Source organism: Halomonas gemina, from assembly GCF_023554995.1.
GTDB lineage: Bacteria > Pseudomonadota > Gammaproteobacteria > Pseudomonadales > Halomonadaceae > Halomonas > Halomonas gemina.
Map to the genome: position 1 here is coordinate 349,565 of NZ_JAMJPK010000004.1, position 20,426 is coordinate 369,990.

19 protein-coding genes are annotated in these 20,426 nt (G+C 66.9%); 11 read left to right on the forward strand and 8 right to left on the reverse strand.

The window, feature by feature from the left end:
- Window positions 1-55: 55 nt before the first annotated feature.
- The 6 genes from M8009_RS10995 (at window position 56) to M8009_RS11020 (ending at window position 6,061) form a co-directional block, all read left to right on the forward strand.
- Window positions 56-571, forward strand: coding sequence for a TRAP transporter small permease subunit (locus M8009_RS10995; RefSeq protein WP_250060979.1), 516 nt, complete (start codon window positions 56-58; stop codon window positions 569-571).
- On the forward strand, window positions 568-1,893 hold the full coding sequence (locus tag M8009_RS11000; protein WP_250060981.1) for a TRAP transporter large permease: 1,326 nt from the start codon (window positions 568-570) through the stop codon (window positions 1,891-1,893). Before M8009_RS10995 ends, M8009_RS11000 begins: the two co-directional genes overlap by 4 nt.
- A 212-nt stretch (window positions 1,894-2,105) precedes the next feature.
- Entirely contained in the window at window positions 2,106-3,071 is a 966-nt protein-coding gene (locus M8009_RS11005) for a zinc-binding metallopeptidase family protein (protein ID WP_250060983.1), read from the forward strand.
- A 154-nt stretch (window positions 3,072-3,225) separates the two neighbouring features.
- Window positions 3,226-4,080, forward strand: a complete 855-nt coding sequence (locus tag M8009_RS11010; RefSeq protein ID WP_250060985.1) for a glutathione S-transferase N-terminal domain-containing protein — start codon at window positions 3,226-3,228, stop codon at window positions 4,078-4,080.
- Window positions 4,080-4,913: a hypothetical protein gene (locus M8009_RS11015; RefSeq protein ID WP_250060987.1), complete on the forward strand. Its 834-nt coding sequence runs from the start codon at window positions 4,080-4,082 to the stop codon at window positions 4,911-4,913. The genes M8009_RS11010 and M8009_RS11015 overlap by 1 nt, the downstream gene beginning before the upstream one ends.
- Complete coding sequence (locus M8009_RS11020) at window positions 4,910-6,061, forward strand: hypothetical protein (RefSeq protein WP_250060989.1); 1,152 nt, start codon at window positions 4,910-4,912, stop codon at window positions 6,059-6,061. Before M8009_RS11015 ends, M8009_RS11020 begins: the two co-directional genes overlap by 4 nt.
- 5 nt (window positions 6,062-6,066) lie before the next feature.
- Here the strand turns inward: M8009_RS11020 and M8009_RS11025 are convergent, their stop codons facing one another.
- Window positions 6,067-6,543, reverse strand: a complete 477-nt coding sequence (locus M8009_RS11025; RefSeq protein WP_250060990.1) for a nucleoside deaminase — start codon at window positions 6,541-6,543, stop codon at window positions 6,067-6,069.
- Between the two features lie 235 nt (window positions 6,544-6,778).
- Between M8009_RS11025 and M8009_RS11030 the strand changes: the two genes are divergently transcribed.
- Window positions 6,779-7,135 carry a hypothetical protein gene (locus M8009_RS11030; protein WP_250060992.1) on the forward strand — a complete coding sequence of 119 codons (357 nt, stop codon included), beginning with the start codon at window positions 6,779-6,781 and terminating at the stop codon, window positions 7,133-7,135.
- 93 nt (window positions 7,136-7,228) lie between these two features.
- Here the strand turns inward: M8009_RS11030 and M8009_RS11035 are convergent, their stop codons facing one another.
- A complete protein-coding gene (locus tag M8009_RS11035) occupies window positions 7,229-7,636 on the reverse strand; it encodes a hypothetical protein (RefSeq protein WP_250060994.1) in 408 nt (135 codons plus the stop codon).
- Between the two features lie 161 nt (window positions 7,637-7,797).
- On the opposite strand from M8009_RS11035, the gene acuR reads away from it, so the two are divergent.
- Entirely contained in the window at window positions 7,798-8,436 is a 639-nt protein-coding gene (gene acuR / locus M8009_RS11040) for an acrylate utilization transcriptional regulator AcuR (protein WP_250060996.1), read from the forward strand.
- A 66-nt stretch (window positions 8,437-8,502) separates the two neighbouring features.
- Complete coding sequence (gene acuI / locus M8009_RS11045) at window positions 8,503-9,486, forward strand: acrylyl-CoA reductase (NADPH) (RefSeq protein WP_250060998.1); 984 nt, start codon at window positions 8,503-8,505, stop codon at window positions 9,484-9,486.
- 100 nt (window positions 9,487-9,586) lie between these two features.
- Here acuI and M8009_RS11050 read toward each other — a convergent pair whose 3' ends face one another.
- From M8009_RS11050 to M8009_RS11070, 5 genes are all read right to left on the reverse strand, one after another.
- Entirely contained in the window at window positions 9,587-10,894 is a 1,308-nt protein-coding gene (locus M8009_RS11050) for an ATP-grasp domain-containing protein (protein WP_250060999.1), read from the reverse strand.
- Between the two features lie 85 nt (window positions 10,895-10,979).
- Window positions 10,980-12,968: a hypothetical protein gene (locus M8009_RS11055; protein WP_250061001.1), complete on the reverse strand. Its 1,989-nt coding sequence runs from the start codon at window positions 12,966-12,968 to the stop codon at window positions 10,980-10,982.
- Window positions 12,969-13,063: 95 nt separating this feature from the next.
- A complete protein-coding gene (locus tag M8009_RS11060; RefSeq protein WP_250061003.1) occupies window positions 13,064-14,092 on the reverse strand; it encodes an alpha/beta hydrolase in 1,029 nt (342 codons plus the stop codon).
- Between the two features lie 23 nt (window positions 14,093-14,115).
- Entirely contained in the window at window positions 14,116-14,418 is a 303-nt protein-coding gene (locus M8009_RS11065; protein ID WP_250061005.1) for a winged helix-turn-helix domain-containing protein, read from the reverse strand.
- Between the two features lie 18 nt (window positions 14,419-14,436).
- A complete protein-coding gene (locus M8009_RS11070; protein WP_250061007.1) occupies window positions 14,437-15,432 on the reverse strand; it encodes a hypothetical protein in 996 nt (331 codons plus the stop codon).
- A 230-nt stretch (window positions 15,433-15,662) separates the two neighbouring features.
- Between M8009_RS11070 and M8009_RS11075 the strand changes: the two genes are divergently transcribed.
- Window positions 15,663-16,958, forward strand: a complete 1,296-nt coding sequence (locus tag M8009_RS11075) for an ATP-grasp domain-containing protein (RefSeq protein ID WP_250061009.1) — start codon at window positions 15,663-15,665, stop codon at window positions 16,956-16,958.
- A 37-nt stretch (window positions 16,959-16,995) separates the two neighbouring features.
- Window positions 16,996-19,020 (forward strand): CocE/NonD family hydrolase, encoded by a 2,025-nt coding sequence (locus M8009_RS11080; protein ID WP_250061011.1) that lies wholly within the window; start codon window positions 16,996-16,998, stop codon window positions 19,018-19,020.
- Between the two features lie 12 nt (window positions 19,021-19,032).
- Here M8009_RS11080 and bioA read toward each other — a convergent pair whose 3' ends face one another.
- Window positions 19,033-20,304, reverse strand: coding sequence for an adenosylmethionine--8-amino-7-oxononanoate transaminase (bioA, locus tag M8009_RS11085; protein WP_250061013.1), 1,272 nt, complete (start codon window positions 20,302-20,304; stop codon window positions 19,033-19,035).
- Between the last annotated feature and the right edge of the window lie 122 nt (window positions 20,305-20,426).

Genomic DNA, 20,426 nt, shown 5'->3' on the forward strand with positions numbered 1-20,426 from the left:
GAGGCCGTCAGGCCTCTCTTCTGCCGTCTGGGCAAGGCTAATGGGAATTCATGACATGAGACTCATCAACTCGATCGAAGCCGTCACGCGCCGGGCGGGCTGGCTTGGTGCGGTGCTGATCTTTCCGCTGATCGGTGCCCTTGTCTTTGAGGTGTTCAGCCGTTACGTGCTCGGGCGCCCGACGATGTGGGCCTTCGAAATCAGCTACATGGTGATGGGCGCCATCTTCATGCTGGGCATGGCCAATGCCCTGCGGGTGGGTCAGCACGTCAGCGTGGATATTCTCAGCCTGAACCTGGGCCAGCGCAGCAATGCCCTGGTGCGGCTGGTGGGCTACGCACTCTTCCTGCCGATACTGCTCTGGCTGGTATGGGAGCTCTCGAAGTATGCCCTGGCCGCCTTCAACTCCGGCGAGCGCTCCGGCCGCTCGGCCTGGAACCCGGTAATCTGGCCGGTGTTCACCGTCTGGTTCGCCGGCTTCCTGCTGCTCGCCCTGCAGGTGGTGGCGGAGCTGCTCAAGTCGCTGGCTATCCTGAGGGGCCAAGCGCCAGCCGCGGAGGATCAGGCATGAGCGATTATCTTGCCTTGCTGATGTTCCCGGCGCTGATGGCCTTCATCATCGCAGGTTTCCCCATCGCCTTCTCGATGATCGTGGTGGCGACGATCTTTGGTCTCATGCAGTTCGGCGATGCCGCGGCCTACCAGCTGCTGACCAAGATCGAGGATACCGCCTCCAACTCCATCCTGGCGGCGGTGCCGCTGTTCATCTTCATGGGTGCCGTGCTGGAGCGCTCCGGCATTGCCGAGCGGCTGTTCGGCGCCATCCATCTTTGGACCACGCGGTTACCCGGTGGGCTGGGTGTCGGTGCCATCATCATGGGGACCCTGTTTGCGGCTTCCAGCGGGGTGGTCGGAGCGACCGAGGCGGTGATCGGCATGCTGGCGGTGCCGGTGATGCTCAAGCACCATTACGACAAGCGGCTTATCTCCGGCACCATCTGCGCCAGCGGCTCACTGGGCACCGCCATTCCTCCCTCCATTACCGTCGTGGTGCTCGGGCCGGTGGCAGGTGTCTCGGTCGGCTCGCTGTTCAGTGGCTTGCTGATTCCGGGCATCCTGATGGCGGTACTCTTCCTGATCTATATCATCGGCGTGGCCTACCTGAAGCCGGCGATGGCACCCCGGATCGAGGAAACCGAGCAAGTGTCGCTGGGTGAGCGGTGTCGTATCACCCTGGTTGCACTCCTCCCCACCATGGCCCTGATCTTCGTGGTGCTCGGGACCATCCTGATGGGCGTGGCCACGCCCACCGAGGCCGCCGCCTGCGGAGCCCTGGGGGCGGTGATACTGGCACTGGCGTATCGCAACCTGACGCTCAAGGTGCTATGGCAAGCGGCCATCAGGACCATGAACATCTCGGCCATGATCCTGCTGATCGTGATGGGTGGCAGCATGTTCGCCGGGGTGTTCTTCGCTGCGGGAGGGATGGCCACCGTACAGTCGCTGCTGATGGGAACAGGCCTCGATCCCTGGATGATCCTGGCGCTGATCCTGCTGATCACCTTCATTGCCGGTTTCGTGCTTGATCTCATCTCGGTGGTGTTGATCATCATCCCGGTGGCGATGCCGGTCGTGCGGATGCTGGGCTTCGACGAGATCTGGTTCTGCGTGGCCTTCCTGGTGGTGCTGCAGACCAGCTACCTGACACCGCCCCTGGCCCCGGCGATCTTCTACCTGCGGGCCATCACTCCGCCCGAGGTCACGCTCAGGCACATGTACGCCGGGGTGGTGCCCTTCATCATTGCCCAACTCCTGGTACTGGCGCTGGTGCTGGCCTTCCCGGCGCTTGCCATGTGGCTGCCGGATGCCATGAGTGGGCCTTCCTGGAAATAGGCCAGTTGGTCGACCTTGCGGCGGGCATTGGCTCGCCGCATTCATGTTAGCGTCGGCAGTCGCGACAATTCGCTCGTGCCCTCGGGAAGCGCCGAAGTGGCGCTACCCTTGATCGAGCTCACCGGGCCATTGATAAGCGGACAGGCGAAGAGCAGGATGCACCCTAATGCGCTTGGCTATCTGCCTTGCCGTTCTTGCGGAGTGACTGCCTCATGCGTGTCTTTGCCAATCCGGTCGGTGCCGGGTCCCTCTGGTTCGACAACCTCGCGACCGCCACCGGCACGCCCGTTGCCTATGATCCTCAGGCTAGGGCCTTCATCACCATGCCGCCGTTCTGCGCCAATCGCGACGTGATCGGCTGTAACTGGATTGCCCCCAAGCAGGGCGCCTTCTGTCGCGCCTGCGCCATGACGAAGCTGGCGCCGGACAAATCCATTCCGAATGCCCTACCCCACTGGGCCAAGACCGAGGCCGCCAAGCGCTGGGTGATCGACAACCTTGGCCGCTGGAACTGGTTTCGGCCCGAGGACCCTGGAGCTCCCCCCGTGTTCCACATGCTGGCCGAGGGCCACACCCCGGTGCCCATGGGGCATGTCGGCGGTGTGGTGACGATCAGTGTGGCGGAGGCAGACCCGGTTCTCAGCACTACCCGCCGAGAGGCCCTGGAAGAGCCCTACCGCACCATGATCGGTCATATGCGTCACGAGATCGCGCACATGCTCTGGTGGCGTCTGAGCCTGAGAGAAGACTTCCTCGGCGCCTTCCGGGACATGTTTGGCGATGAGCGGGAGGACTATCCGGCCGCGCTCAAGCGTCATTACCACAACGGGCCACCGCCCTACTGGCGCTCGAACTTCGTCAGCACCTATGCCTCTGCACATCCCCACGAGGATTGGGCCGAAACCGCGTCCCATCTGCTGCACCTGACGGATATCGCTGACAGTTTTGTTGCTGCCGGCTTGTCTTCCAGTGACCTGCCGTACCTCGGGTGGGACCCCTACATGGAGGCAGACGCCGAGAACTTGATCTATATTGCTACGCATCAGGTCATGGCGGTCAACCACATCAATCGCGCGATGGGGTTGCCGGATCTATACCCATTTGTGCTTTCCGAAAAGGTCCGCCGCAAGCTGGTCTTCATGCACGACTGGCTACGTCGGGGCGCCCAGGGGTTGTGAGCCGGTCCCGGCTCGGGTCATGCCTCCGGGGGCGCCGGTCGGCCGTATGTCGACGCCTGGCCGAGTGACTGGTACCGATGTCGTGACAGAGGCATGATGAGTGCCTCGACGCTCCGAGGCGGCGAGAGACTGCCACGCGCACGAGGAACCGTCCATGTCACGAACGACGCGCCTGCAAGACCTGATCCGGGAACTGCGCCACCACACGGGACCGATCGGCGGGCCCGAGCTTGCCGGGCGGCTGGGGATCACCCTGCGCACCCTCTACCAGGATGTCGCCGCGCTGCGGGCGGTGGGGGTCGAGGTGGTCAATGCGCCCGGCCAGGGCTATGTGCTGCCGCCTGACGTCGCGCTGCCGCCCGCGGCACTGGCCGAACCCGCCCCACGGGAGCCGGCCGAGCTCACCTTCTATACCAACCCCCTCTCCCGCGGCGGTATCGTCCACTGGATGCTCGAGGAACTCGGCGTGCCCTATCGCACGGTGACCCTCGAGTACGGCACCGCCATGAAGTCGCCGGACTACCTGGCCCTCAATCCCATGGGCAAGGTGCCGGCGATCCGCCACGGCGACGTGGTGGTCACCGAGGCCGCCGCCATCTGCGCCTACCTTGCCGATGCCTTCCCGGAGGCTGGCCTGGCGCCGCCGCCCGCCGCCCGGGGTGACTACTACCGCTGGCTGTTCTTCGCGGCCGGGCCCCTCGAGGCCGCCCTCTCGCTGAATACCCTCGGCGTGCAGCCCACGGCCGAGCAGCAGAGGCAGCTCGGCTGCGGCAACTACTGGACGGTCATCGAGACCCTGGCGGGCGCCCTCGACGGACGCCGCCATATCGCCGGCACGGCCTTCAGCGCCGCCGATGTCTATGTCGGCTCGCACCTCGGCTGGGGCATGCACTTCGGCACCATTCCCCGCCGGCCCGAGTTCGAGGCCTACTGGCAAGGGCTGCAGGAGCGGCCGGCGTGGCTGCGCTGCCAGGCCTACGTCGAACAGGCCCTCTCGCCGCTCGCCTGATGGCAGGGCGCTGGCAGCGAGTCCCGCCGCTCTGGCGCCACGCCCACCTGACCCTGACGGTGCTGGTGCTGCTGGTCTGGTCGCTGTCGGGTGGAGCACTTGCCGGCGTACTGTTCCTGCCGGTCTGGGTGCTGGCCACCCAGCTGATCGTGGCCGGCAGCCTGGAGGCTGCCCGGCTGAAGCGGCGTGCCTGGCTGGAGCAGTACCTGCGCGATGATTCGCCCTGGCATGGCTGGCTGCGGGGCGGGGTGATGATGGTGGTGCGCCATGAGGTGCTGGGCGCGCTGCTGGCGCTGGTGCTGCTGGTCAAGCTGCGGCTGCTGGCGCTGGCCCTCTGGCCGGTGCTGCTGGCCGGGGTGCCGGGGCTGGTGGTGGCGCAGCAGCAGCTGTGTCGACGCCTGGCGTGCCATGTCATCGCCGAGCACCTGTCGGCGGTGACGCGGCGCCTGGTGGTGATACCGGCCGCCACCCTGCTGACCCTGGTGCTGGTGGTCGCCGCCTTCTGGCTGCCCCAGCCGTGGCTGGTCGGGCTTGGCTGGGAGGAGGCCATCGTGCGTCATTTCCCGGATACCTCGGGGGGAGCCGTGCTGGGATTCTTCGAGCGACTGGGGGCCATCGCCGAGATCACCCAGCACTGGAGCATGCAGAATGCCGTGGAGCGCTTCCAACTCGCCACCCCCGTGGCGATACTGGGCTGGCTGCTGTTGCTGCTCATCCAGAGCACCTTCGCCTGGGCCTATGTGCGCCTGCTGGTCGGTGCCGAGGCCCTGCGTCGGGGAGGTCGTCGGCACCGGGCAGCGTTGCATCCCCGCGACGAGGAGGGCCCGTCATGAGTCATGCCACGCCAGCGTCGATCGCCCGCAAGCCCCGGACCATGGGGCGGCGTTCCTGGCGCGGCTGGGGGCTGTCGGCCCTGGTGGTCATGACATTGCTGCTGCTGTTCGAGGCCGGCCAGGGCTGGCTGGCGTCGCGCAGTCAGGCGCCGCTGTTCCGGGTGATCGTGGCGGGCGAGTCGCTGGTCCTCGATGCCGAGACCCATGCCGAATTTTCTCGAGACCTGTCGTCTCTCGCCACTGAGACAGAGGAGCGACTCCAGGCGCGCATGAGCCCCTGGCTCGAGGGGCGTCTCGATCGGGCCTTTACGCCCGTCGAGGAGGCGGTGCCGGCGTATCTGGACTGGTACTACTCGCCCGCAGGCAGCTATACGCGACTCGGCATGGCACTCATGGGGGACCTCGATGCCTGGCTGGACGAGCAGATCCACCGGCGGCTGGTCGAGGCGACCGGCCTCGATACCGCGCTGGCGGAACTGCAGGTGGACTATCCCCGGCGCCTGGCCAGCGAACAGCGGGCCCTGGCCGATGACCTGGCGGCAAGGCTTCATGAACGCTTCGCCTCGCGGCAGGTGACGGCGCAGGCAGAGCAGGGCGAGCGGTCCATCCATGAGCTTGATCTGGACGGGGTACTGCAGGAGACCCTGCAGGAAGGCCGGGATACGGCACGCTGGAGCACTGCCGCCGTGGGCGGCAGTGGTATCGCGCTATTGGCGGGACGCGCGCTGGTCCGGCGGCTCGGTGCCTCCGCCGCCGCCCAGGGTAGCCGCCTGGCTCTGCGCAGTCTGGTTACCCGCCTGGGGGCGGGTACCCTGCGTTCACTGGCCGCCGGTGGCGCCGCCTCGGCGGCCACCGCGCCTGCCGGCCCCGGCGCCCTGGTGATGGGCACCTTGACCACCGCCGTGACCCTGGCCGGTATCGCGGGAAGCGAGCTTGCCCTGCTCAAGGTGCAGGAGGCGCTCCATCGGCCGGCGATGGCGTCCCAGATGCGCGATTCCATCGGCCAGGCCCGGCGGGCGATGCAGGCCTCCCTCGAGACGGCGGCCTCGGCCAGCGCCGCGACCCTGACGGAGCAGCTCGAGACCCGGGCGGCGGACGACCAGGCGGCGCCCAGCACCTATCGCATCCTTGGTCGGCGCGGCGAATAGCGGCATCAGGCGCCGTGCAGCCGGCGATGCAGGTCGCAAATGCGCTCGGCGAACTCCGCGACCGGCCCCTCGACTTCTGCCGTCGGCACCACCTCCTGGATCGGCAGTGGGCGCACCCTGGGCGGTGCCACATCCAGCTCCGTAAGCCACTCGACCAGCTGCTCGGACGAGCTGGCATAGACGATCCTCCCCAGCCCCACCCAGCCGTGGGCCGCCGCGCACATCGGGCAGTGCTCTCCGGAGGTGTAGACGGTGGCCCGTGCGCGCTCCTCGGGTGCAAGGTTCTCCGCGGCCCAGCGCGCCAGGAAGAACTCGGGGTGCTGGGTGGCATCCCCGCCGGCCACATGGTTGTGGTCCTCCACCAGCACCTCACCATCGCCGCTTACCAGCACCGAGCCGAACGGCTCATCGCCGGCCTCCAGGGCTTCCTCCGCCAGTTCCACACAGCGCTGCAGGTGTTGCTTATCGGTCTCGGTGATCATCGTTCGGCCTCCCTTGGGTTCGCGTTGTCTTCCAGCATAGGGGCGAGGCGCGGAGATTTCAGCGGGCAGGCATGCTAGACCCTGAGGTTGGGGGCCGAATCCGGCCACGGTGGATCCCATAACCTAGAGGCGAGTGGGACGAAATGGCAGTTGGCTGCTGCCAGTCAGGCGTCTGGTGCGGGGTGTGCTCGGGGTGCCACACTGAGGCCGATCTTCTCTCGACACGGAGCACGCCATGAGTAACGGACCCTACGGGCAAATCGCCTGTCGCTGTGGCACGGTATCGCTGCTGGTGTGCGGTTCACCCCTTGGCTGCGGTCGGGATGTCGGAGACGAGCCCGTCACCTTCTGGCCGCTGGATGCCATCCAGGTCGGCGGGGGAGCTGACGAACTCGCCATCTCGCCGGATGGCCGGGGCGGTGATTCCTGGGTATGCGGGCGTTGCGACGAGCGTCTGCTATATGCCCATGACGAAGCGGGCTTGGCGGTGCTGGTCGGTGATCCGGAGGATGCCGGCGACACCGCGTCGGCGCTGACGCTAGCGCTGCAACGCCGGCTCGAAGCGCTGGGCTATCGGGTCCTGCCGCGGTAGCAGTGGCGGACCGCATGGAGCTCGTGCTGGTCGAGATGGTTCGCCACCTGGGAGGGATGCCCTTGGGGGCAGGACAGGTCGAGGCCGTCTTCCTCAGGAGAGGCGGCGCCAGCCCTCGCGAAGGTGGCGGGTGGCGCTGTGCCAGAGGCCACTCGGGGCAGCGGCCGGCGGGGCGGCCAGCGCGGCGAGGGCGTGTTGCAATGCGACCAGGATGGCATCCAGATGGCGATGGCAGAGGGTGCTGTCCAGCCCGCCCGGGCAGTGGGCGAGCAGCGCCTCGCACTGGGTGCAGGCGGCCGCCAGGCCTCGATGGGCCTCGTCATGGGCCGCGGCCTGGTCGCGACAGGCCTTGAGGTCGCGACAGAGCATCCTCAGCATCCTGCCGTCGAGCCAGCAGGGCAGGCCGTCGCTCGCCTTGCCGGCCATGGAGTGCTTGATGGCCTGGAAGGAGACCTGCAGGAAGACGACGGCGGTGTAGATCCTGGGACGTTCGGGCGTCATGTTGGCCGACCCGGCAACAGTCTTGCTAATGAGAATAATTATCGATAGTAGGCGTGGCCAATGGCGACTGTCAATGCCGAGCCATGGACCAGGCGTGCGTCGCGTAGGCCAGCGGGTCCGAGGGGCCTTGAATTTATAGACGAGCGGTCTATATTGAATGCATGACACAAACGACCTCTTCTCCCAAGCCGCGCCGTGGTCGACCGCCCAAGGTCTCCCGCGACGACCCGGACACCCGTGCGGCCTTGATCCGCAGCGGGCTCGAGGTGCTGACCGAACAGGGCTTCAGCGCATCCGGCATCGACGGCATCCTCCGGCGCGTCGGGGTGCCCAAGGGCTCCTTTTACTACTATTTTGACAGCAAGGAAGCCTTTGGGCGCGCCGTCATGGCGCATTACGGCGCCTACTTCGCCAACAAGCTCGACCGGCACCTGCTGGATGCCTCACGCCAACCCCTGGAGCGCCTCGCGGCCTTTGTCACCGATGCCAGGGCCGGCATGGAGCGCCACCACTTCCGCCGGGGCTGCCTGGTGGGCAACCTGGGCCAGGAGGCCGGACGGCTGCCGGAAGGTTATCGGGAGTGGCTGCGGGCGACCCTCGGTGACTGGCAGCAGCGGGTGGCGCGATGCCTGCGCGAGGCCCAGGCGGCGGGTGAGCTCAGTGCCCAGGCGGATTGCGACAGGCTGGCCGAGGCCTTTTGGATCGGCTGGGAAGGCGCAGTCATGCGCGCTCGGCTGGAGGAGAGTGCCCAACCCCTGGCAACCTTCATCACCACCTACATGGAAGGGCTACCCCGCTAGCCGGGTTCCTTTCATAGCACCTTATAGACGAGCGGTCTATAAATCGGTTCATCAAGGAGGTTCACGATGTTCAAGGCAATCCTGATCGATAAGCAAGACGACGGCCAGCATGTGTCGCTGGAGACCCTCGACGAGTCGCGACTCCCCGAGGGGGATGTCACGGTGCGCGTCGACTGCAGCACCCTCAACTACAAGGACGCCCTGGCCATCACCGGCAAGGGGCCGGTGGTTCGCGCCTTTCCCATGGTGCCGGGGATCGACCTGGCGGGGACGGTCGAGAGCTCGTCGACCGATGCCTACCGGCCCGGCGACGCCGTGCTGCTCAACGGCTGGGGCGTCGGCGAAAAGCACTGGGGCGGGCTGGCCGAGAAGGCCCGGCTGGACAGCCGCTGGCTGATCCCCCATCCCGCGGGCTTCACGGCCCGGCAGTCCATGGCCATCGGCACGGCCGGCTATACCGCCATGCTCTCGGTGATGGCGCTGGAGAAACAGGGCGTCACTCCGGACCGGGGCGAGGTGCTGGTGACCGGTGCCAACGGCGGCGTCGGCAGCTACGCCATCGCGCTGCTGGCGAAGCTGGGCTACAAGGTCCTGGCCTCCACCGGGCGCCCCGAGGAAGCCGACTATCTCAAGGGGCTGGGTGCCCAGGAGGTGATCGACAGGGCGGAGCTGTCCGAGCCGGGGCGTCCGCTGGCCAAGGAACGCTGGGCCGGTGCCGTCGATTCGGTGGGCAGCCACACCCTGGCCAACGTCCTCGCCGGTACCCGCTACGGCGGCACCGTCGCGGCCTGTGGCCTGGCCCAGGGCATGGACCTGCCGAGCAGCGTCGCACCCTTCATCCTGAGAGGCGTGACCCTGGCGGGGATCGACAGCGTGATGCGGCCCTACGAGGAGCGCGTCGAGGCCTGGCGCCGGCTCGGCGAGCTGCTGGCCCCCGAGCAGCTTGACGCCATCACCCGCACGATCGCCCTGGACGAGGCCATCGACACGGCGGGCGAGCTGCTGGCTGGCCGGGTCCGCGGCCGCGTGGTGGTCGACATGGCACGCTAGCACACAAGAACAGATGAAACCGTTGGCATGAAAAGGGCAGGGCGCAAGCCCTGCCCTCGATCCTGTGCCGCCTCGACAAGAGGCGGCCGTCAAGGCGTTGCTAGACGTAGAAGTCCAGCTCCTCCTGCGCCTTGAGCAGGTCCCGCATCTTGATGGGGTCGTCACCGAAGAAGAACACCAGGCCCCAGTGTGTGCCGAACGCCGAGCGATCCGGCACCGTCTCCTCGGTCGGTGCGACCAGCTCGTGATATTCGAAGTAGGGGTGCTCGGTGGTCTCCTTGGGCATCTCCAGCTTGCTGACGACGCGACGCCGCGGATACACGCCGAAGCAACCCGCATAGCCCTTGGCGTCGACCACCTCGCGGGGGAAGAAGGCATCGACCTCCTCCTTGGTGCTCTTGGGATCGAAGACCAGCATCGATGCCTGGTAGGGACTGAATCCGTAGGCGCGCTCGATGAGCTCGAAGGCCTTGAAGCCGGGCGGGCGATAGGCGACCTCGCCGAAGTACATCTCGCCGTCTGCCGCCACGAAATACTCGGGGTGGATCAGGCCGAACTGGATGTCGAACGTCTTGATCAACTTCTCGATCTGCTTGGTGATGGCATCACGCCAGCTCTCGAGTTCGCGTGTGGCGGGAACGAATACCGAGTAGCCCAGGGTCACGTATTCGGAGATGTTGAGGAACTTGATCTTGCCATCATGGATCCAGGCCTCGACGGCAAACTCCCAGCCATCGAGGTGGCTCTCCATCAGCAAGGGATACTCTTCCGCCGGTATGCTGTCGATCTCATCGATCTTGCGGATCATGCGGTGCCCGAGACAGCCGGCCTTGTCGAAGGCCTTGACGTGAATCGGGTCATCGGGATCACCGTCGAGCTTGAGCAGCGTCTGGTTGACGCGTTTCATGAACCGGATGATGTCCTCTTTCTCGTGGGCTTCCTCGAAGATCCCCACGCGGATGCCGCCCAACTGGGCGCGGCGCTTCATCAGTGCCTTGTCGCGAAACAGGATGGATTGCCCGTACATGCGGGGGCTGTCCATGAGCACGGAGTTGATCGCCCCTGACCACTCGACGGTTTCCTCGAACAGCGGGATGGCCACATCCACGCCTTCTTCCTTGAGTCGCTCCGCGATCTCCATGGAGCGGTCGTTCAGGCGCACGAAATCCCATTGGATGTACGGGATCTTGTTGGCTTCGCAGAAATCGGCGGCCCAGTCGGGCGCCACCACCACGTAGCGGCGATTGAACTTCTGTGCCGCCTTGATGGCATTGAGGCTCCAGCCCAGCAGCGCGATATAGCCCTTGTTGGGGTCCTTGGGCGTTTCAGTTCCCTTGACCGAATCCAGTGTCGGATCGGTCCAGCTTGAGACGTCCTTGGCGGCCGGGGTTTCTGATACGATCGACATGTGCTGCTCTCCTTCTGCCTGTGGCAGGGTATTGACGCTCGATTTATTGCGTTCTTGTCGAGCTTAAGTGCCAGGCATCGTCGGGCTATCGCCCCGACGCCCAGCTATCCCGGGCCAGACCCATGGCCCGATACACTTCATCGTCTGGCACATCGGCCGGCTCGCCCTTCTCGAGCGGGTCGTAGTGAAAGACGTAGAGTCGCGAGGCGAACTGGGCCACCGGCAACGAGGCCTCACCGTAGAGCTCGCCATTGCCTTGGGTCGAGGTGACGATCCCCTGCCCCCAGTCCTGCCCGCTGTCGTTATTGGGGTTGAAGAAGTACACCCGCATGACCTGGCTCGGATCGAGCGCAAGGCGCTGGATGGTGATCGCGTGCCAGCCGAGGAAGCGCGTGGCGCTGTCGGTCACGGCAATGCCGGCCGGCTGCGGATTGATCACCGGAATGTTGCCATTGTAGTAGGGGTGGTAGGCGGCATAAAAGTCACGAAGAAACCCCTCGAAGTCCTTCAGGCCGCCGGTAAACACATCGACCGCGATGCGAAAGCCATGGCCCACGTGATCGCCATGGAACTCGGCATTCACCCACTTGTGAGGGTCCTCACCACGTCCTATGCTGCGGCGTCCCATCTCGAAGTAGATGCGATCGAGGTGAGGCACGGTGAGCAGGGAGACGGCGTCTACATCCACGGGGGGCTCGGCGGCCAGGCCGGCGCCGAGCTCGCGGGAGGAGATGCTGTGACCTTCGAAGCGCATCACGATCTCGTTGTCTCGCGCCGCCCAGGCGACGATCCGCAGCAGATCGGCCGGTGTATTGAAGGCCCACATGGACAAGGCGCGTGTCGACTGGCAGGTGGGGTAATTCCCCTGGCCCACGCCCAGCGGGCGGCCGAGCACGTTGAGAACGTCGGCGAGCAGAAAGCATTCCGGCGAGCGGCGGTCCCCGAAGACGGCAACGATTTTCTCTGCCGCGGCATCGCACAACGTCATTCTCAGCTGCCGCCACAGCGACGGGGCCACCGGCGGCGAGTAGAGGATGCCTCGCTCGAGCATCATGGCAAGGCCGTAGGCGGCCTGGCTGGTCTCGGTGAACAGGGCGTCATCGATCAGCGCGTGGATCAATGCCGGGTAGCAGTGAAAGGCGTCTGCTCCCGTATGACTCAGGCCGAGTGCCGTGGGAATCAGCGCGTTCCAGCGGCTGCGCAGGTAACGGATGAACCCCGGCATGTAGGGCGAGACCAGGCCGGTGCTGTGCATCGCCTGGGCAAACGCAATGGCTTCCTGCAGCAGGGCCGCGTCATCCATGCTTGAAAGCCGCTCGGCATACGCCTCGAGGCCGGGATCCTCGCGGCAGCCCTCGGTGGGGCTGAACACGGCGTTGATCAGCTGCAGGGCGTCTTCCCCGACCTCGCCGGCCATGGCATCCGGGTTGTGCAGGCAAGTGGCGATCTGGGTCACCATCTGTTTCACGCCATCGACCTGGACCGGGCGTTGCGCCAGGATTCGCCGGACTTCGGCCACCAGGTGCTCCAGCAGATTCTCGTAGCCCAGGTGCCGCAGCAGATAGCGGTAGAGGTTCTGGACGGCATAGCCGAGCCGGTCAGGCCGCAGCCGGTCGCTCTCGTGCAGGTCGCCGACCACGAGATCGAGGTTCATGGCCATCACCTGGGCGAGAAAGTGATGCGCGTGCTCCGCAGAGAGGGAAGGGTGCGAATAGTCGCCCTTGGCCACCGCCAGCAGGCGAATCTGGCTCAGGCTTTCGACCAGGGTGGCGATCGGGTCGCCATGACGCACGGTACGCACGGCGAGCGAAGGGACCAGTGTCTGGGGATAGTCCCAGTCGCTGCCACCGAAGAATCCGGCGGCCTCGATGGCCGGCACGCGCGCATAGAGCGCTTGCAGCCCCACGTCATCGGACATCAGGGGGCGTGCCGCCTCGATGACCTCGAAGACGGGAGAGACCTCGGCAATGGCATTGGCGGCGGCAAGCCGTTCGATGGCTGCGTCAAGCTGCTTCATCAGCTCGCTTGACCTGTCGTCGTCGTGATGGGCGGATTCGCCAGTATCTAAATGCATCTTTTTACGTTCCGTCCTATCCGGCGACATGTCAATCATATTTGAAAAGGCGAGGCGCAGGGTGTTCTGTCACAGATAAGCCGACGTCCCCCAGCTCAGCGGCAGAGAGTATCGTGGGTCTGGTCTCGGGTCCGTTCGTGTCCGGAGGGCAGGGGAGCCGCGGGGTCGGCCAGCCATGCCGTGATGTCGGCCTCGGTGCGCTGGCGCTTCGTGTAGCGGGTAAGCATATGGTAGCCCTGCGGGTAGAGGGCCAGGCGGATGCCCTCTCTCTCGGGCAGTCGTTCGAGCAGGGCGCAGATCGCTTCCGGCGGGATGATGTGGTCCTCGGTGCCATAGAGGATAAGCGCCGGTGCAGGCAGCCGGCGGGCTGCCTCCAGGCTCGCGTCCATGGCCAGGCTCACCCCGTGCAGGGTATCGACGCGCGCGCGGCGCAGGATCAGCGGGTCCTCGGCCAGGCGGCGCTTCATCTCGGGGTCGTCGGTGGGCTCGATGCCCAGGCGCTGGACCGTGCTCGAGGAGAAGCTCAGCGCGGGGAAGAGGCGCACGCCGAGCCACAGACCCAGGCGCTGGTACCAGGGCATGGCCTCGAAGCCCCATACCGCCGGCGCGATCAACACGCTGCCCGCCACCGGCGGCGGGGCGTCGCCGCTCAGGGCGAGGATCGCCACTGCACCGCCCATGCTGTGGCCGACCAGGTAGAGCGGGGTCTCGGGATGGCGCACGCTCAGCAGCTTGGCGAGCAGGGTGACGTCGTCTGCCAGCCGTTCGTGGCCTGGCCACAGGCGCCGCTGGGCGGTGGTGCCGAAGCCGCGCTGGTCGTGGGCATAGAGGGTGATGCCATGGGGGGCCAGCGCCTCGGCGAGCACCTGGAAGGTGCCGCCGTGTTCGTTGAAGCCGTGGATCCCGAGCACGATGGCCTGCGGCTCGCCCTCGGCCGGCCAGTGGCGCAGCGGCAGCCGGTAGCCGTCCTCGGCAATCACCTGGCCCCCTGCCAGCCGGACCTGGTCGGTGCCCGGCCCCGACGACTGGCGGACAGCCCCCTCGCCACAGCCGGCCAGCAATAACAGGAGCGCCAGCGGCGCGAGCCGCCCGGCAAGCCGCCGAACGGTGCCTGCCTTGCTCACGCTCCAGGCGCTCACCGAGCCCTTCAAGGCCGGGACGGATAGCCCAGGGCGTCGCGCAGCCGCGCGGCGTGCGCCGCCACCCACTCCGGGTCGATCGGGCCCCAGTCACGGATCACGTAGGCGCCGATGTTGTGGCGCTCGCCGGCCAGGTGCTCGAACTCGCAGTGGATGTCCAGCTCGCCCAGCGCCCCGAGGGTGTCCTGGGCGGTGCGTCGGGGCATGCCGGTGGCGGCGGTGATGGCCGGCACGCTGGCGGTGCCGGTGGACACCAGGTGGGCCACGTAGAGGCGGCGGTAGAAGCTGGTGCGGGTCTTGCTCGGGGTCATGAGGGGGCATCCTTCGCGCTACAGGGTGACGCGGTCGATATGGCGGCGGAAATACATCTCCAGGCGCAGGGTCAGCGCCCAGCGCGGGTCGCGGTCGGCGTCCCGGGGAAAGTGTAGCGAGGGAGCGACGTCCAGGAAGGTGAAGCCCTTGTGGATGTCGCGGCGAAAGCGTACCTCGAGACAGCTGTCCTCGATGACGGGACGGGAACCACTTTCGCCGATCACCCCGCCGGAGGTGCGCAGCACGCTGCGGCGGTTGAGCCGGCGGTTGAGCTCCACGGCTTGGCTGAACTCCAGGGTATCCTCCGTCTCGCGCCACTGGGCGTTGGTAAGAAAGCGCAGGTGGCGCATTTCGTCGAGCGGCCTGCCCAGGTCCCAGCGGGTGCGGGCGGAGTAGCCGTCGCCATTGAACCAGGAGAGGCGATTGTCGCTGTGCAGCTGCCAGGGGCCCTCCCCCAGGGTCCAGAGCCGCTGGCTGGTCAGGCGCACATAGGGCTCCAGCGGCAGGCGTAACTTGATACCGGCGCCGACCCGGGTGTTCCAGTGGCGGGTCTTATCCTTTTTGCCGAGGCGGTTCAGGCCCACCAGCAGGTCGCCGATACTGTCGGTGCGGTCGTCGGTGAGCGCCGACTCCTGTTCCGCCAGGGTGCCGCGGGTCTCGTCGGGCTCGCTCTCGATGATCAGTCGCAGGCGCTCCTCGGTGGTGGGCAGGTCGAGGCGGAAACGGGCACCCAGGTCCTGGTCGAAGGTCTCGCCCTCGCGCCAGTCCCACTCCTGGCTGAGGCGCAGGTAGGAGTCGGTATTCACGGTCAGCGCATCGGTGGTGCCGAAGAAACCGTCGATGCCGCGGGAGGTGCTCTCCACCCAGCGCGAGAGGCGGGCATGGAAGGGGGCGACCTGCTTCTCGGCCCATGCCGGCAGGTCACTGTCGTCGGCGACCTGCGGGATATCGGCCTGGGCGGCGAGGCCGAGGGTGACCAGCGACAAGGCCACCAGTGTGCGCAGTCCCTTCATCACCGTCTCTCTCGCCCTGTTTCGGGGGAGTCTACCGGCTTCGCTACTCGCCGGCACCATCGTGATGGGCCCTCCCGGCCCGGGGGTCACGGCTTGGCCATTCGCCGGGGCCTATTGATCGATATCAATGCAGGCTGGCAGATAGCTGCCATTCTGAAGGAAGCCAGGAGTTACGGGGTCGCGCCGGCACGGCCTGCGCCGTCCGAAGTGGGCATGTTGGAGGGGGTCACATGAGCTGGAACGTCTTCATCATCGGCCACGATGCGCTGAGCAAGCGGATGCTGCCGAACCTGCGCCACGCTGAGGACTATGCCTTCCACGAGCTGCTGTCGCTCGACGAGGTGGTGCATGCCGAGGAGTACCCCTTCTCCCGCCTGGTGGATGATGCCCTCGCCCAGCTCGAGCGCTTCCCCGGCCCGGTGGATGCCATCGTCGGCTACTGGGACTTTCCCACCAGCGGGCTGCTGCCGGTCCTGCGCCGGGCGCGGGGACTGCCCGGCCCGACGCTTGCGGCCTTTCTCAAGTGCGAGCACAAGTACTGGAGCCGCCTCGAGCAGGCCCAAGTCGTGCCGGAGTGCGTGCCGCCCTTCCAGGCGCTGGATCCCTTCGATGACCGGGCCGTGGAGTCGGTCGAGATCGACTACCCATTCTGGATCAAGCCGGTGAAGGCCCACTCCTCGCATCTCGGTTTCCGCATCGAAAACGCCGATCAGCTGCGCGAGGTGCTGCCGACGATCCGGCAGGGGATCGGGCGTTTCGGGCGGCCCTTCGACGAGATGACCGCCTTGGCTGAGCTGCCCGAGGAGGTGACGGCGGTCACCGGGCATCACTGCATCGCCGAGGCGATCATCTCCGCCGGCCGCCAGTGCACCCTGGAGGGATACGTCCAGAACGGCGAGGTCCACCTGGTGGGGCTCGTCGACAGCCTGCGCGACACCACGCACTCTTCCGTGCTGCTGCGCTACGAGTATCCCTCCTCGCTGCCCGATGAGGTGCAGGCGCGGATGCTGGCGATCACCCGACGCTTTCTCGCCCGGATCGGCTATGACGATGCCCCGTTCAACATCGAGTTCTACCATGAGGAAGAGAGTGATCGACTCTGGCTGCTGGAGATCAATGCCCGGGTCTCGCGCTCCCATGCGGCGATCTTCCAGTTGGTCGATGGCGCGCCGCACTTCCAGGTGATGGTCGACGTGGCACTGGGCATTGCGCCGCGCATGCCGCACCGCGAGGGGCCCTATCCCGTCGCCGCCAAGCAGATGCTGCGGGTCTTCGAGGATGGCTGGGTGCGTCGGGTACCGTCGCAGGCGGAGATTCGCCGGGTCGAGCGGACCTTCCCCGGCACTCTGGTTTATCTCAACGTGCACGAGGGCATGCGGCTGTCGGACCTCAAGCACCAGGACTCCTTCTCATGGGAGCTGGTCGACCTGTTCATCGGGGCACAGACCCGCGAGGCGCTGACGGAACGGATCGAGGAGTGTCGCCGGATGCTGTCCTTCGAGATCGAGCCGCTCTCCTCGCGGTAACGTTGCTGAGTCATTACCATTCTTGCAGGAGACCGTCATGCGCGTCGTGACCGACTTTCCCCACCCGGTCGAGTGCCACGATCCTGTCTGGATCTCCATGGATGACGGGGTCGAGCTGTGCGCCCGCCTGTGGCTGCCGGAAGGCGCCGAAAAGGCCCCGGTGCCAGCGATCCTGGAATATATTCCCTATCGGCTGCGTGACGGCTCCGCGCGTCGGGATGCCATGCACCACCACTACTTTGCCGGGCACGGCTATGCGTCGCTGAGGGTGGATCTGCGCGGCAGCGGTGACTCAGGCGGCGTGCTCACCGACGAATACCTGGAACAGGAGCTGGTCGACGGCGAGGCGATCCTGCGCTGGATCGCCACTCAGCCCTGGTGCGACGGCAGGGTCGGCATGATCGGCATCTCCTGGGGCGGCTTCAACGGCCTGCAGCTGGCCGCCCGGCGGCCCCCCGAACTGGGTGCCGTGGTCAGCGTCTGCTCCACGGACGACCGCTACGCGGACGATGTGCACTACATGGGCGGCTGCCTGCTGGGTGACAATCTCTCCTGGGCCTCCACCATGTTCGCCTACAACTCGCTGCCGCCGGACCCCGGCGTGGTCGGCGACGCCTGGCGCGAGATGTGGCATCAGCGGCTGGAGGGCAGCGGCCTGTGGCTGGCCACCTGGCTCGAGCATCCGCACCGGGACGCCTACTGGCAGCACGGCTCCATCTGCGAGGACTTCTTCCGGGTCGAGGTGCCGGTGCTGGCCGCCAGCGGCTGGGCGGACGGCTACTCCAACGCGGTCAAGCGGCTGGTGGCGAACCTGCCCGACCGCTGCAAGGGGTTGGTCGGCCCCTGGAGTCACAAGTATCCCCATCTCGGCGAGCCGGGGCCTGCCATCGGCTTTCTGCAGGAGTGCCTGCGTTGGTGGGACCAGTGGCTCAAGGGGGAGGAGACCGGTGTGCGGGATGACCCGGCACTGAGGGTGTGGATGCAGGACAGCAAGGCGCCGACCACTCGCTATGGTTACCGGCCGGGGCGCTGGGTGGCGGAGCCGAGCTGGCCATCGCCCCATATCAGTCACTGGCGGCTGCCGCTGGCGCCGGGGCGGCTGGTACTGGATGGCCAGCGGTCCGCCGAGGAGAGTGCGTTGACGCTGCAGTCGCCGCTGACCTGCGGGCTGTTCGCCGGCAAGTGGTGCTCCTACGCCGCGGGACCCGACCTGGCGCACGACCAGCGCGAGGAGGATGGTGGTGCCCTAACCTTCGATACGCCCCCCCTCGAGGAGACCCTGGAAATGATGGGGGCGCCGGAGCTGGAGCTGGAACTGTCCGCGGATCGACCCGTGGCTATGGTGGCGGTCCGGCTCTCTGACGTGGCGCCCGATGACAAGGCGACCCGCGTGACCTATGGCCTGCTCAACCTGGCCCACCGCGAGAGCCATGAGGTGCCGACCCCGCTGGAGCCGGGTCGGCGCTATCGGGTTCGTGTGAAGTTCAACGATGTGGCCCAGGTGTTTCCCTGCGGCCACCGGCTGAGGCTCTCGCTCTCCACCTCTTACTGGCCGCTGGCCTGGGCGCCCCCCGAGCGCGTGCGTCTGACGGTCTTCGATTTGGGCAGCGCGCTGCACCTGCCCGTACGCCCGCCGCGTGACGAGGATGATCGCTTATCTCCCTTCGCCGAGCCCGAGGCCGCGCCCAGCATCGCCACCACGCGCCTCGAGCCCGGGCACCATAACTGGTACGTGCATCGCGACCTCGCCGAGGACCTCTCCACCCTCGAGGTGATCAACGACAACGGCCGGATCCGCCTGGAGGACAGCGGCCTCGAGGTGGCGACCCGCGCGGTGGAGACCTATCGCTCCCGGGACGACGACTTCGACTCTCTGGAGGGGATGACCCTCTGGGAGCGTTCGCTGAAGCGGGGTGACTGGGAGGTGCGCACGGTGACCCGCACCGTGCTGACCTCGACGGCAGAGGCGTTCCAGTTGCATGCCACCCTGGATGCCTACGAGGGCGAGCGGCGTGTCTACAGCCGCAACTGGGATCTGACTATCCCGCGACAGCTGGTGTAGCCGCTTGGGCAATCAGCGCGCCAGGAACCAGCCCTTCATGACGTCGGTGATGCGCCGCATGTCGGCCTCGGTGGTGATGTAGGCCGGCATGGTGTAGAGCCAGCGACCGATGGGGCGCAGCCAGATGCCCTGCGTGCGGGCCCAGTCGGCCACCCCGACAAGATCTGCCGCCTCGTAAGCCTCGATCACCGCCGTGGCGCCCAGTACCCGCACGTCCGCCACCGCCGGGTGCGCGGCCAGCGCCTTGTCATCCATCAGCTCCTCGCGCAGCACCCGGTTGAGCCCGGCGATCTTGCCCGGGTAGTCCTCCTCCTCGAACACGGCGAGACTCTCCAGCGCCACCCGGCAGGCCAGAGGGTTGCCCATGAAGGTGGGGCCATGCATGAAGGCGTGCTCCGGGGAGTCCCCCACAAACGCCTCGTGCACCCGGTCGGTGGCCAGGGTCGCTGCGTGGCCCAGATAGCCGCCGGTGAGCCCCTTGGAGAGCACCATGATGTCCGGCGTGACCTCGGCATGGTCGGCGGCGAACATCCGCCCGGTGCGGCCGAAGCCGGTGGCCACCTCGTCGAAGACCAGCAGCACGTCGAACTCGTCGCACAGCTCGCGGGCGCCACGCAGGTAGTGGGGCGAGGTCATGTTGAGCCCGCCGGCGGCCTGCAGCAGTGGCTCCATCAGCAGGGCAGCGATCTCGCGATGGTGGCGCTCCAGCACCTCGCGCAGCGCGGCGAGGTCGGCCGCCACCGCCTCGGGCTCGGCGTCGAAGGGGGCGGTGGGCGCCGGGGCGAAATGGTGCCGGGGCAGGTAGCCGGCGAACAGCGAATGCATGCCTTCCTCGGGGTCGCAGACCGCCATGCAGCCGGCGGTGTCGCCGTGGTAGGCCTTCATCAGCGAGAGCAGGCGGTGCTTGCCCGGCCTGCCGCGCAGCTGGTGGTACTGCACGGCCATCTTCATGGCGACCTCCATGCCCACCGAGCCGCTGTCGGAGTAGAAGACGTGGTTGAGCCCCTCCGGCGTGACGCGCACCAGTTCCCGGGCCAGGCGGTCGGCGGGCTCGTGGGTCAGGCCGCCGAGCATCACGTGGCAGAGCTCGCCGGCCTGCTCGCGAATCGCCGCCACCAGCCGCGGGTGGGCGTAGCCGTGGATCATGCACCACCAGGAGCAGGTGGCGTCGAGCAGAGTCTCGCCGCCCTCCAGGGTGAAGCGCGGCCCCTCGCCGCCGACCACCTTGGGCGCCGGGCGCTGGGTCTTGAGGTGGGCATAGGGGTGCCAGACGGGGGAAATCATGGGAGCCTCCGGGACTTCGGCAGAGAATGAAGCTGGAACGCGGGGGACGGGAATCGCGAGGAGGGACGCGCAAAAGCGCCGCGCTTCCCTTGGGGAAGACGGGGAAATCGACGGGAAAACAA